9 protein-coding genes are annotated in these 12,913 nt (G+C 62.5%); 6 read left to right on the plus strand and 3 right to left on the minus strand.

The window, feature by feature from the left end; all coding sequences use genetic code 11:
• The first annotated feature begins 41 nt into the window (after positions 1 to 41).
• Entirely contained in the window at positions 42 to 905 is an 864-nt protein-coding gene (locus tag KZH41_RS04485; protein ID WP_242154188.1) for an alpha/beta hydrolase, read from the plus strand.
• Between the two features lie 17 nt (positions 906 to 922).
• Here KZH41_RS04485 and KZH41_RS04490 read toward each other — a convergent pair whose 3' ends face one another.
• The gene (locus KZH41_RS04490; protein ID WP_094949806.1) at positions 923 to 1,297 is read right to left on the minus strand and encodes a hypothetical protein; all 375 of its coding nucleotides are present in this window, start codon (positions 1,295 to 1,297) and stop codon (positions 923 to 925) included.
• A gap of 210 nt (positions 1,298 to 1,507) precedes the next feature.
• A complete protein-coding gene (locus KZH41_RS04495) occupies positions 1,508 to 2,857 on the minus strand; it encodes an MATE family efflux transporter (protein WP_094949807.1) in 1,350 nt (449 codons plus the stop codon).
• A gap of 299 nt (positions 2,858 to 3,156) precedes the next feature.
• Between KZH41_RS04495 and KZH41_RS04500 the strand changes: the two genes are divergently transcribed.
• On the plus strand, positions 3,157 to 8,052 hold the full coding sequence (locus tag KZH41_RS04500) for an alpha-2-macroglobulin family protein (protein WP_263274441.1): 4,896 nt from the start codon (positions 3,157 to 3,159) through the stop codon (positions 8,050 to 8,052).
• Between the two features lie 140 nt (positions 8,053 to 8,192).
• Here the strand turns inward: KZH41_RS04500 and KZH41_RS04505 are convergent, their stop codons facing one another.
• The gene (locus KZH41_RS04505) at positions 8,193 to 8,483 is read right to left on the minus strand and encodes a hypothetical protein (RefSeq protein WP_094949809.1); all 291 of its coding nucleotides are present in this window, start codon (positions 8,481 to 8,483) and stop codon (positions 8,193 to 8,195) included.
• A gap of 205 nt (positions 8,484 to 8,688) precedes the next feature.
• Between KZH41_RS04505 and pbpC the strand changes: the two genes are divergently transcribed.
• From pbpC to KZH41_RS04525, 4 genes are all read left to right on the plus strand, one after another.
• Positions 8,689 to 11,001, plus strand: a complete 2,313-nt coding sequence (gene pbpC / locus KZH41_RS04510) for a peptidoglycan glycosyltransferase PbpC (protein WP_263275079.1) — start codon at positions 8,689 to 8,691, stop codon at positions 10,999 to 11,001.
• Between the two features lie 210 nt (positions 11,002 to 11,211).
• Entirely contained in the window at positions 11,212 to 11,520 is a 309-nt protein-coding gene (locus KZH41_RS04515) for a MazG-like family protein (RefSeq protein WP_083355457.1), read from the plus strand.
• Positions 11,513 to 12,262 carry a methyltransferase gene (locus KZH41_RS04520; protein WP_094949811.1) on the plus strand — a complete coding sequence of 250 codons (750 nt, stop codon included), beginning with the start codon at positions 11,513 to 11,515 and terminating at the stop codon, positions 12,260 to 12,262. The genes KZH41_RS04515 and KZH41_RS04520 overlap by 8 nt, the downstream gene beginning before the upstream one ends.
• 24 nt (positions 12,263 to 12,286) lie before the next feature.
• On the plus strand, positions 12,287 to 12,889 hold the full coding sequence (locus KZH41_RS04525; RefSeq protein WP_094949812.1) for a DUF4136 domain-containing protein: 603 nt from the start codon (positions 12,287 to 12,289) through the stop codon (positions 12,887 to 12,889).
• Positions 12,890 to 12,913 lie beyond the last annotated feature (24 nt).

The following is a 12,913-nucleotide window of genomic DNA, read 5'->3' on the forward strand; positions in this document are numbered from 1 at the left end:
TGACCTTCGTTTGGTAGTACCTTCTGTGTGAGGTCTGAACGATGTCGAGTAAATTCCTGCAAGCCTTCACCCTGGCATTCGCCGCGCTGCTTGCCGCGTGCTCCCCAATCAAAGTGCTCAATGCACTGACGCCCTCCAGCACCTTCACCAAAACCGCCTCCATTGCCTACGGCGATGACCCGCGCCAAAAACTCGATATCTACCGTCCGATCAAGGCCTCGCCCAACGCCCCTGTCGTGGTGTTTTTCTACGGCGGCAGCTGGAACAGCGGCGCCAAGGATGACTACGGTTTTGTCGGCGAAGCCCTGGCTTCACGCGGCATCGTGGTGGTGATTGCCGATTACCGGCTCTACCCGCAAGTGCGTTACCCACTGTTCCTACAGGACAACGCCCAGGCCGTCGCCTGGACCTATCAGCACATCGCCGACTACGGCGCCGACCCCAAGCAGCTCTACCTGATGGGCCACAGCTCGGGTGCTTACAACGCGTCGATGTTGGCGCTGGATGCGCGCTGGCTTGGCGAAGTGAATATGTCGCCATCGATGCTCAAGGGCTGGGTCGGCCTGGCCGGGCCGTATGACTTCCTGCCGATTGACAACCCTGACGTGAAACCGGTGTTTTTCTTTCCCGACTCACCGCCCGATTCCCAGCCGATCAACCATGTCAGTGCCGGAGCACCGCCGAGCCTGTTGATTGCCTCGACGTCCGACAGCCTGGTCAACCCCACGCGCAATACCGGCGGGCTGGCGAAGAAGTTGCGCGCGGCAGATGTGCCGGTTGAAGAGTTTTACTTCACCAAGACCAACCACGCGACGTTGGTGGCGTCGATCTCCCGGCCCTTACGCTGGCTGGCGCCGGTGCTGGATCGGGTAACCGCATTTATCAGGTTCACGCCGGGCGATTGATCCGATAACGCCAAGGCTTATTGTAACGTCAGGCAGTTTTCCTGTTGGCAGGCACCGGTTTTGCCTGACAGTGTTATGAACTTCACGGCGTCCGTTTTGGTTGTGGTGGACAGCGTGATGACGCCATTGCTCAAGTCCATGGTCAATATGCCGTTAGGCTGGAGGGTTTCCTTCTTGCCTTTTTGGAATACAGAGACCACGAACGTGCTGTTATTTCGTACTTCCACCGGTTTGAGGACAACGGTTGTAGCAGGGGTTTCGGGTGCCTGTACGGGCGCTATGAAAACTTGCCCATCGGGCACGTTTTGCGTCGGTGCGGAGTCGGCGTTGGCCACTTGCATGAAAACGCTGACCAAAACGGCGGTGAAAACGGCGGGGCTTTTGCGATCCATGTCGGGTCCTTCCTGAAAGGATAGATGTCTGCGTTGCTTATTTTTCTCGATATTTTTGACGGTACAGGCTGTACACCGTTGAGGTCTCGGTGCTATTGCCGCCCATGTGGGTTCGTCCCTGGGTTGCAAGAAGGTTGGGGCCTGAATTTATCGCTCTTCAGGGCCCACCTCCATTCAACGCCGATGACGGGCTTTTGTAACCTGTGAGAACTAACAGGTCGAAGCGCCAAGCCATTCGTTCCTTTTGCTCAATCGCCAAGCGATCACCCACAGCGTAAGACTGCGCAAGGCCATGAACAGCAGAAAGGTTATCCACAGGCCGTGGTTGCCCAGGCTCTGCAACGCCCAGGCAAACGGCAGCACCAACAGCACCGTCAGCAGCATGCCGTTGCGCATTTCCCGCGCGCGAGTGGCGCCGATGAACAGGCCGTCCAACAGGTAACTCCACACCGCAATCAAAGGCAGCACGGCCAGATAGGGCAAGTACATGTCGGCGGTTTCGCGCACGCTGGGGATGTCGGTTTGCATGGCGATAAACAGGTGGCCGGCGAAGGTGAACAACAGCGCGAAGCCGACACTGGCGATCAGCGACCAGCCGCACGCGACCACCAATGAACGGCGCAGCGCCTGGCGGTCATGGGCGCCGATGGCATGCCCGCACAGCGCCTCAACGGCGTGGGCCAAACCGTCCAGAGCGTGGGCAGTCAGCAGCAGGCCGTTGAGTAGCAGCGCATTGGCCGCCACGGTGGCATCGCCCAGGCGTGCGCCCTGCACCGTGATCATGAAAAACACCGATTGCAGGGCAAGGCTGCGGATAAAAATGTCGCGGTTCACCGCCAGCAGCGGGCGCCAGCTTTGCCACAGCGTTAAGGCCGCCCAGGCGATGTGCCCGGGATAGGCGCGCAGGGCTTTTTGTGTGAGCGCCAGGCCGAGCAGGGCGCCGGTCCATTCGGCGATGACGGAGGCGCGCGCGGAGCCGACCACCCCCCAATCCAGGCCGAGGACGAACCACAGGTTCAAGGCGATGTTGACCAGGTTGGTGGTCAGCAGAATCGCCAGCGGCGCGCGGGCGTTTTGTGTGCCCAGGAACCAGCCGACCAAGGCGTAGCTGGCCAAGGCGGCGGGCAAGCCGAACAGGCGCGTGTGGAAAAAATCGCGGGTCAGTTGATTCAGTTCGGGGGAAGGCTGCATCCACTCCAGGGCCAGATGGCTCAGGGGGATGCCGACCGTGCCCAGCAACATCGCCAGGCCCAGCGCCAGCAGCAAACCTTGCAGCAGGATTTGCCGCAGTGCGGCGCCATCATCTCGCCCGGCGGCTTGGGCGGCGAACCCGGTGGAGCCCATGCGCAGAAAGCCCATGGCCCAGGCGAGGAAGGTATACAGGCTGGCACCGACGGCCACGGCACCCAGTTGGTGGGCGTGGGGCAGGTGGCCGATGACCATGCTGTCCACCAGGGCTACCAGCGGCACCGAGATGTTGGACAGGATCATCGGCGCGGCCAGGGCCCAGACGCGGCGGTGGGTGGGGCGGTGGCGCCAGTCGGTGAGCAGGGTTGTCATTTGGGCTCCTTTGGGGAGCGGCATTGTACCCACCCATCAGCCACGCAGCAGAATCAATGTGGGAGCTGGCTTGCCTGCGATGGCGGCCGTTCAGTCAACGTTGTGATAGCTGATACACCGCTATCGCAGGCAAGCCAGCTCCCACATGTTGATCTCCAATGGCTGTGGGATTTGGCTGGGATAAGAGAGGGCCCAGAACCAAACCACCCTCCGTCGGTCAATGTGACCAGTACCCCATCGGCCCCACTCGGGCTGATATATAGTTCACCCCTCGGATCCCTCTCACTACGAGTGCCCCAATGCTTAACAAAGGACTGTTCCTTGCCTGTGCGCTGGCGCTGCTGAGCGCTTGCGATTCCTCCGACAAACCGGCTGCACCGCCTACTCCAACGGTGTCGAGCGCGCCGAAACCGGTCAAGGCGGCGGTGGATGTGGCGGCGTTGAAGCAGCGTTATGCCGGCCGTGAGTTGAGCGTGGTGGACGTGTCCGAAGTCCAGTTGGACGGGGCCAGCACCTTGTCGGTGAGTTTTTCCATTCCGTTGAGTCCCGATCAAAAGTTCGCCGATAAACTCCATCTGGTCGACAGCAAGTCCGGCAAGGTCGATGGCGCCTGGGAGCTTTCCGATAACTTGATGGAATTGCGCCTGCGCCACCTCGAACCGCAGCGCAAGCTGGTGCTGACCGTCGACGCCGGTGTGAAGGCGGTCAACGATAATAAGCTTGCCGCCGAATACAGCACGCGCCTGGAAACCCGCGACCTGCAAGCCACCGTCGGCTTTGCCAGCCGCGGCACCTTGCTGCCGACGCGTCTGGCTGAAGGCTTGCCGGTGATCGCGCTGAACGTCGACAAGATCGACGTCGAATTCTTCCGGATCAAACCCGAATCCCTGCCGTCATTCCTCGCTCAGTGGGGGCGCAATACCAGCCTGCAAAGCTACGAATCCCGCGAGCTGCTGCCGATGGCTGACCTGGTCTACGGCGGCCGTTTCGACCTGAACCCGGCGCGCAACACGCGCGAAACCCTGTTGCTGCCGATCGCCGGCCTCAAGCAATTGCAACAGCCGGGCGTGTACCTGGCGGTGATGCGCGCCTCGGGCACCTACAATTATTCGCAACCGGCCACGCTGTTCACCTTGAGTGATATCGGCCTGTCGGTGCACCGTTACGCCAATCGCCTGGATGTGTTTACCCAGGCGCTTGAAGGCGGCAAAGCGCTGGATGGCGTTGACCTCGAAGTGCTGGATGCCGAAGGCCGTGTGCTGGGCCAGGGCAAGACTGAGAAGGGCGGCCATGCTGAGTTGCCGCTACCGAAAAAAGCCCAGGTGTTGCTGGCAAAACTTGGCGACCAAACCAGCATGCTGCGCCTGGACAGTGCGGCGCTGGATTTGGCCGAGTTCGATATCGGCGGCCAGCCGGCGCACCCGCTGCAGTTCTTTGTGTTCGGCCCACGTGACCTGTATCGCCCCGGCGAAACCGTGCTGCTCAACGCCCTGCTGCGCGACAAGGATGGCAACGCCGTCAAGCCGCAGCCGGTGAGCGTCGAAGTGCGTCGCCCGGATGAGCAAGTAAGCCGTAAGTTCGTGTGGGATGCCGATGCGTCCGGCCTCTATCAATATCAATTGCAACTGGCCGCTGAAGCCCCGACCGGGCGCTGGCAGTTGGTGTTCGACCTGGGCGATGGCAAACCACAGCTGTATGAATTCCTCGTCGAAGACTTCCTGCCCGAGCGCCTGGCGCTGGAACTCAAGGGCAGCGACACGGCTTTGAGCCCGGCGGATAACCCGGTGATCCACGTCAACGGCCGCTACCTCTACGGTGCGCCGGCGTCGGGTAACCGGGTCAGTGGGCAAGTCTACGTGCGCCCGTTGCGTGAAGCGGTCAAATCACTGCCGGGTTATCAGTTCGGCTCCGTGACCGAAGAAGAGCTGAGCCAGGATTTCGAGCTGGACGAAAGCGTACTCGACGCCAAGGGCCAGGAAGCACTGACCCTGGAAAGCAAATGGGCCGACGCCAAATCACCGCTGCAATTGATCGTGCAAGCCAGCCTGCAAGAGTCGGGCGGGCGGCCGATCACTCGGCGCCTGGTGCAGCCGATCTGGCCGGCTGAGCAACTGCCGGGCTTGCGTGGCTTGTTCGACGGCAAGGAAACCAATGGCGACGGCCCGGCGGAGTTCGAAGTGCTGGTGGCCAACCAGGACGGGCAAAAACTCGCCGCGCAGAACCTCAAAGTGCGCCTGGTGCGTGAGCGCCGCGACTACTACTGGAACTACTCGGAGAGTGATGGCTGGAGCTATCACTTCAACGAAAAATTCCTCAACCTCGACGAACAGACCCTGAACATCAAGGCCGGCGACACTGCCAAGGTCAGCTTCCAGGTGGAGTGGGGCCCGTACCGCGTCGAGGTCGAAGACCCGCAAACCGGGTTGGTCAGCAGCCTGCGGTTCTGGGCCGGTTACCAGGCCCAGGACAACACCGAAGGCGGCGCCGTGCGCCCGGATCAGGTCAAGCTGGCGTTGGATAAACCTGCCTATGGCGACGGCGACACCGCCAACGTCACCGTCACGCCGCCTGCAGCCGGTAAAGGCTACTTGCTGGTGGAATCCAGCGAAGGGCCGCTGTGGTGGCAGGAAATCGAGGTGCCGGCCGAAGGCAAAAGCTTCGCCGTGAAGCTCGACCCGAAATGGTCGCGCCATGACCTGTACGTCAGCGCCCTGGTGATTCGCCCGGGTGAGCGCAAAGGCAATATCACCCCAAAACGTGCCGTGGGCCTGCTGCACCTGCCGTTGGACCGTACCCAGCGCAAACTTGGCCTGACCCTTACCGCGCCGGAAAAGATGCGCCCCAAACAACCGCTGACGGTGAAGATCGTCGCCAAGAATGCCGACGGCAGCGTGCCGAAACAGGTGCATGTGCTGTTGGCGGCCGTAGACGTGGGCATCCTCAATATCACCGAATACCCCACGCCGGACCCGTACTCCAGCCTGTTTGGCCGCAAGGCGTATGGCGTTGATCAATTCGATATCTACGGCCAGTTGATCGAAGCCGGCCAGGGCCGTTTGGCCAGCCTGGCTTTCGGTGGTGATGCTGCGCTGGCCAAGGGCGGTAAACGCCCGGATACCAGCGTGACTATTGTTGCGCTGCAAAGCGCGCCGGTGACACTCAATGAACAGGGCGAGGGCGAAGTCAGCGTCAATATCCCGGACTTCAATGGCGAATTGCGCCTGATGGCCCAGGCCTGGAGTGATGATCGTTATGGCATGGCCGAAGGCAAGACGGTAATTGCCGCGCCGCTGATTGCCGAGCTGTCGGCGCCGCGCTTCCTGGCCGGTGGTGACCAGACGACGTTAGCGCTGGACCTGTCCAACCTATCGGGCAAAGCACAGAAACTCGACGTGCAACTGAGCGCCGAAGGGCAGTTGGAGTTGGTCAACAGTGGTGCGCAATCCGTTGAGTTGAAACAAGGCCAGCGCACCACCTTGCGCATCCCCGTCAAGGCCTGGGGCGGGCTGGGGCAGGGCAAGGTCAAGGTCACGGTGAATGGCCTGGACTTGCCGGGTGAAAACCTGCCGCCGTTCAGCCGCGAATGGACCTTGGGCGTGCGCCCGGCCTACCCGGCGTTGCTCAAGCATTACCGCGCGGTACTCAAGGATCAGCCGTGGAGCCTGCCGGTCGGCACCTTGGATCAGTTCGATACCTCGGGGCGTGAAGCGCTGCTGAGCCTGTCGAGCCGGCCACCGCTGAACCTCGGCGCGCAGATCAGTGCGCTCAAGGCTTACCCTTATGGTTGCCTGGAGCAGACCGCCAGCGGCCTGTACCCGTCGTTGTATGCCGACGCTGCATTGCTCAAGCGCCTGGGCGTCAAGGGCGAGTCGGACAGCGAGCGCAAACGCAAGATCGAACTGGGCATCGAACGCTTGCTGGGTATGCAGCGCTACAACGGCAGCTTTGGTTTGTGGGGCGCCGATGGCGAAGAGGAATATTGGCTGACTGCCTACGTCACCGACTTCCTGCTGCGCGCCCGTGACCAAGGCTTTGCCGTGCCGCCCGAGGCGCTGAAGAAAGCCAGTGAGCGCCTGCTGCGTTACGTGCAGGAGCGCAACCTGATCGAGGTGGATTACAGCGACAACGCCGACCACACCCGCTTTGCCGTGCAGGCCTACGCCGGCATGGTGTTGGCGCGCAGTCAGCAGGCGCCACTGGGGGCGTTGCGCAGTATTTTCGAGCGTCGCAGCGATGCGCGTTCCGGGTTGCCGTTGGTGCAGCTGTCCATCGCCCTGCAAAAAATGGGCGACCAGCCACGTGCTGATCAAGCCTTGCTCGCTGGGCTCGCGGCGCAGCGCAACGCCAAAGAGTGGCTGGCCGACTACGGCAGCCCGTTGCGCGATCAGGCGATGATCCTGGCACTGCTTGAAGAGAACGACTTGGCCAAGGGTAAGCGCGAGGATCGTTTGTTCACGCTGTCGGACCAGTTGGCGGCCAGCCCGTATCTCTCGACTCAAGAGCGCAACTCGCTGTTCCTGGCCGGGCGTCTTGGGTTTGCGCAGCCTGAGGCCGATTGGAAGGTGCTGCTCGATGGCAGCGGCGGTGTGCATGAGTTGAATAACCAACAGTCGACGCTGGCGCTGGAAGGCAAGTTGCTGTCCAGCGACCTGACCTTGAGCAATCAAAGCGAGGCGCCGGTGTACCAGCAGCTGACGATCTCGGGTTATCCACAGGTGCCACCGGCAGCTGGCGGTGACAACCTGAGCATTCGGCGCGAATACCTGGGCATGAACGGCCAGCCGCTGAACCTGCGTAACGTCAATAGCGGTGATTTGGTACTGGTGCATTTGGCCGTCAGCGCCAAGCAGCGTGTGCCGGATGCCTTGGTGGTGGACCTGTTGCCTGCGGGCTTGGAATTGGAAAACCAGAACCTGGCGCAAAGCGCGGCCAGCCTGGAAAACGCCAGCAGCCAGGTGAAGGAATGGCGCGAGTCGATGCAGAACGCCTCGCTCAAGCACCAGGAGTTTCGCGATGATCGGTATGTGGCGGCGATGAATCTGGATGGCTCTGGCACCACGCACCTGTTGTACCTGGCGCGGGCGGTGACGCCGGGCACTTATCGGGTACCGCCGCCGCAGGTGGAGTCGATGTACCGGCCGAACTGGCAGGCGGTGGGGGAGACGCCGGCGGATTTGGTGATTAAAGGCCGCTGAGGTCTGGCTGAAGGAACTGGGTTCAAATGTGGGCGCTGGCTTGCCGGCGATAGTGGTGGGCCAGCCAGCACATTGGGTTCCTGATGTACCGCTATCGCAGGCAAGCCAGCTCCCACAGGGGATCGGGGTGGGTTGTGAGGTTAGTGGACTACCCAGCTGAGTAGCCACAGGCCGAGCATTAGCCAGATGACGCCTGCGATGATCGAGGCGCGCATGAAGGCGCGTACGGCTGAGTACAGGAAGAGCAGGCCAACGATCAAGGTGATGATGCTGATGATCGAGGTGTCCATGCCCAGTGCGCGGGACATGCCTTCGACGAAGTTGCCGCCAGCGTTGGTGAGCATGTTGAACAGCCCGCTGAAGAACTCGACGATGTAGTGGATGATCAAGCCGATAGTGTTACCCAGCCATCCGAAAAAGTCTGCTTGCATAGGTGTGTCTCGATGAATAAGTGGACGAAATTGCCAACACTGAGCCTTTGGTCGCGATGGGTCGCGGCTAGTTCCATGAAGCATAGAGGTTTGCGGTGTTGAATTTGCGATTTGTTGTGGCCGTGGCGGGGCAGTTGTGAGTGAGTTGACTGATAGGCCGTCATCGCAGCGATGCGGCGACCCGACAAGCCAGCTCCCACACTTACTGCGCGTGGCCGTGGGTTTTGTGTTGTTGCTGATTGCGCTGTTGTGGCTGGCTGATCGGATTTGGCCGTTGCCGCTGCCCAAGGATGATTTGGCTCGGGTGGTGCTGGCTGAGGATGGCACGCCGTTGTGGCGCTTTGCTGATGCCAATGGTGTGTGGCGCTACCCGGTGCAGACGAGTGAGGTGTCGCCGTATTACCTGGATGCGCTGCTCACTTACGAGGATCGTTGGTTCTATGAGCACCCCGGCGTGAACCCGCTGGCGCTGGTGCGGGCGACGTGGCAGAACCTGACCGGCGCGCGCGTGGTGTCGGGTGGCAGTACCTTGTCGATGCAGGTGGCGCGGTTGCTCGACCCGCATTCGCGGACCTTTCACGGCAAGCTGCGTCAGCTGTGGCGCACCGCGCAGTTGGAATGGCATTTGTCCAAGGACGAGATTCTTAACCTGTACCTGAACCGCGCGCCGTTTGGTGGCACGTTGCAAGGCGTGGCGGCGGCCAGTTGGGCGTATTTGGGCAAGTCTCCAGCCCAACTGACCCACGCCGAAGCCGCGTTGCTCGCCGTGTTGCCCCAGGCGCCGAGCCGCCTGCGCCCGGATCGCCACCCGCAACGCGCCCAACAGGCCCGCGACAAAGTGTTGCGCCGCCTTGCTGAATTTCAGGTGTGGCCGCAATCGGCCGTGGATGAAGCCCTGGAAGAACCGTTGTTGCTGGCCCCGCGCCTGGAACCGAGCCTGGCGCCCTTGCTCGCCCGCCGTCTGAACCGCCCCGACAGCCCGCCGCTGATCCGCACCACCCTGGATGCCACCCTGCAACGCCGTCTTGAAGACTTGCTGCTGGGCTGGCGCGCGCGGCTGCCGGAACACACCTCCGCTGCCATTCTGGTGGTGGAGGAAGAAACCATGGCCGTGCGCGCCTACCTCGGTTCGGTGGATATCAATGACGCCAAGCGCTTCGGCCATGTGGACATGATCAGTGCGCTGCGCTCGCCCGGCTCCACCTTGAAACCCTTTCTTTATGGCATGGCGCTGGACGATGGGTTGATCCACTCCGAGTCGCTGTTGCAGGACGTGCCCCGGCGCTATGGCGATTATCGGCCGGGCAACTTTTCGATGGGCTTCAGCGGCGCGGTGCCGGCGAGCACGGCGCTGTCCAGTTCGCTGAATCTGCCGGCGGTGCAGCTGCTGGAAGCCTACGGGCCGAAGCGGTTTGCCGCTGAGATGCGCATCGGCGGCGTGCCCTTGGCGCTGCCCGCGCTGGCCGAACCGAACCTGGCGCTGATTCTGGGCGGCGCGGGCAGCCGCCTGGAAGACTTGGTCAGCGGTTACAGCGCGTTTGCCCGCGACGGCAGGAGTGCTGCTATTCGATTACAGCCGGACGATACGCTTAAAGAACGGCCTTTACTGTCGCCAGGGTCCGCCTGGATTGTGCGGCGCATCCTCAGCGGGCAAGCGCGGCCCGACCGCGACCCGCGCGCCGAGTTGGTGCAGCGCCCGGTGCTGGCCTGGAAAACCGGCACCAGCTACGGCTTTCGCGATGCCTGGGCAATTGGCGTAGGGCCGCGCTACTTGATCGGCGTGTGGATCGGCCGACCTGACGGCACGCCGGTGCCGGGGCAGTTCGGCCTGGCCTCGGCGGCGCCGTTGATGTTGCAGGTGCACGACGTGCTGACCAACCGCGACAGCCAGCGCGGGATCAGCGCGCCCGTCAAACCGGTGCCCGCCAATGTCGGCGTGGCGGCGATCTGTTGGCCGCTGGGCCAGCCCATGAGCCGCAGCGACCCCAATTGCCGTCGTCAACGCTTTGCCTGGACGCTGGACAACACCACGCCACCGACCTTGCAGGCATTGGATCAGCCGTTAAGTGTGGGCTTGATGGAAAGCGTGTGGGTCAATGCCAAAGGCCTGCGGGTGGACGCGCATTGCCCTGGCGCCGTGTCAAAAAACATCGCCCTGTGGCCTGCACCGCTGGAGCCCTGGCTGCCAAGGGTGGAGCGCCGTGAAGCACGCATTCCGCCCGCCGACCCTGATTGCCCACCGCCGGCGCTGGCCGCCTCATCACCACTGTCCATCGTCGGCGTACGCGAAGGCGATCAACTGCGCCTGCCCGCCGCCAGCCAACAAACCCTGCGCCTGAAAATCTCCGCCCTCGGCGGCAGTGGCCGACGTTGGTGGTTCCTCAACGGCGCGCCACTGGGCGACAGCGCCAACCAGGACAGCATCAACGCCAGCTTCGAACAGCTCGGCCGCTACCAGCTCAGCGTCCTCGACGAAGCCGGCCAAACCGCCCGCCTCGAATTCAGCGTCGTCGACTAGCCAAGCATCGCCCCTGCCTGCGAACACATATCAAATGTGGGAGCTGGCTTGCCTGCGATAGCGCCCGTAGCAACTCCTCCCCAATTTGATCTGCACCTATTCAAAGGTGGGAGGGGGCTTGCTCCCGAAGGCGTCCTCAAACACACCACCGGGATTCACTTGCCTTCATCCCTGATCCCCCCGAAGCTATACACCTTCAGGAGCCCCCGCATGAACCTCGAACACCTCACCGAACGCCTGCACCGCATCCGCGATAACAACGACTGGAAGCAGTTCCACAGCCCGAAAAACCTGGCCATGGCTGCCAGCGTGGAAATGTCCGAGCTGGTGGAAATCTTCCAATGGCTGACCGAAGACCAATCGCGCCAGCTGCCCGCCGACACACTCGCCCACGCCGGGCAGGAAGTCGGCGATATCGTGTTGTACCTGCTGTTGCTGTGCAGTGAGCTGGGCCTGGACATGAACGAGGTGGTGCGCGCCAAACTGGCCGACAGCGAACGGCGGTTTGCCCATGAGTGACCGTCATTTTGACCAGTTGGCCACGCGCTTCGCTGAAAAAATCTACGGCGGTGCCAAAGGTGCAATCCGCCTGGCAGTGCTGCAGGCCGACCTCGCCGAAGCCCTGCCAGACCGCCCGTTGCGTGTGCTGGATATCGGCGCGGGCCTGGGGCATATGTCGCTGTGGCTGGCCGAACGCGGCCATCAGGTGACCCTGGCCGAGCCCGCCGAGCCAATGCTCGACGGCGCGCGCCAACGCTTCGCCGACGCCGGCCAGACCGCGACCTTTATCCATGCGCCCTGGCAAGAGCTGCTCGGCCAACTCACCGAACCTTACGACCTGGTGCTGTGCCACGCCGTGCTGGAATGGCTGGCCGAACCCCATGCGATCCTGCCGGTGCTGCACCAGCTCACGGTGCCCGGTGGCTGGCTGTCGCTGGCGTTTTACAACCGCGATGCGCTGATTTACCGCAACCTGCTCAAAGGCCACTTCCGCAAAATGCGCAAGAACGACATGGCCGGGGAGAAACAGAGCCTCACCCCGCAACAGCCGCTCGACCCACGTGAGTTGGCGGCGCAACTCGAGGGGCTTTGGCAGGTCGAAAGCCAAAGTGGCGTTCGGGTGTTCCACGACTATATGCCGGTGGAATTCCAGGCCCGCGTCGATTTACAGGACTTGTTGGAGATGGAACTTGCTCACCGTCGTCACCCAAGCTTTGCCGGACTTGGGCGTTATTTGCACTGGATCTGCCGTCCGGTTTAAGCGGCCCAGTCTGCGGAGGTCGAAATGCGTCGTCTCTGTTTGATCTTGTTTTCAGTAGGCTTGAGCGCCTGCTCCAGCCCCAATCCCTACGTGGCCGCCTCGGCCCCGATGCCGCCGGCTCCGGCCCAGGCGGCCAGCACCTTTGACGCCAGCGCCTACCCGGCGCCGGTGCGCGACTATGGCGCGTACCGCAGCTGGGGCTGGCTCAACGGCCAACTACCGCCGGGCACCGCCTGGGCCGACTCGGCGCAGATCGCCGAAGCGGTCAGCGGCGCCCTCGACCAGCGTGGCTTGCGCCCCTTGCATGACAACCGCCCACCCGACCTGCTGGTGAGTGCGGATGTGCGCCTGGAAAAGCGCCTGCGCCAAGTGCAGGAAGACTATCGCAACGGTTACGGCGGCTATAACCGCTATGGCAACGGCTACGGCATGTACAACACGGTGCCGGTGGTGCGCACCTATGAAGTGACGGTCGCGGTGGCGCGTATCAGCCTGTTCGACGCCCGCACCCGCCAGCCGGTCTGGAGTACCAGCGCCGAAACCGCCAGCCAGGGCAGCCTGAGCGAACGGGCCGATGCATTGCGCGCGGCGATGCAAAAAGCAATGAGCGCTTACCCACCCAGTTAGCCGCTATTCTCATCTCAGGCTGAA

It is taken from the genome of Pseudomonas sp. YeP6b, from assembly GCF_025642995.1.
In the GTDB taxonomy this organism is placed as follows: domain Bacteria; phylum Pseudomonadota; class Gammaproteobacteria; order Pseudomonadales; family Pseudomonadaceae; genus Aquipseudomonas.

What these genes read in the sequence shown, in the direction of transcription:
- KZH41_RS04485 (WP_242154188.1), top strand. Translation starts at nt 42, where the DNA reads ATGTCGAGTAAATTCCTGCAAGCCTTCACCCTGGCATTCGCCGCGCTG.
- KZH41_RS04490 (WP_094949806.1), bottom strand. Translation starts at nt 1,297, where the DNA reads ATGGATCGCAAAAGCCCCGCCGTTTTCACCGCCGTTTTGGTCAGCGTT.
- KZH41_RS04515 (WP_083355457.1), top strand. Translation starts at nt 11,212, where the DNA reads ATGAACCTCGAACACCTCACCGAACGCCTGCACCGCATCCGCGATAAC.
- KZH41_RS04520 (WP_094949811.1), top strand. Translation starts at nt 11,513, where the DNA reads ATGAGTGACCGTCATTTTGACCAGTTGGCCACGCGCTTCGCTGAAAAA.
- KZH41_RS04500 (WP_263274441.1), top strand. Translation starts at nt 3,157, where the DNA reads ATGCTTAACAAAGGACTGTTCCTTGCCTGTGCGCTGGCGCTGCTGAGC.
- KZH41_RS04525 (WP_094949812.1), top strand. Translation starts at nt 12,287, where the DNA reads ATGCGTCGTCTCTGTTTGATCTTGTTTTCAGTAGGCTTGAGCGCCTGC.
- KZH41_RS04505 (WP_094949809.1), bottom strand. Translation starts at nt 8,483, where the DNA reads ATGCAAGCAGACTTTTTCGGATGGCTGGGTAACACTATCGGCTTGATC.
- KZH41_RS04495 (WP_094949807.1), bottom strand. Translation starts at nt 2,857, where the DNA reads ATGACAACCCTGCTCACCGACTGGCGCCACCGCCCCACCCACCGCCGC.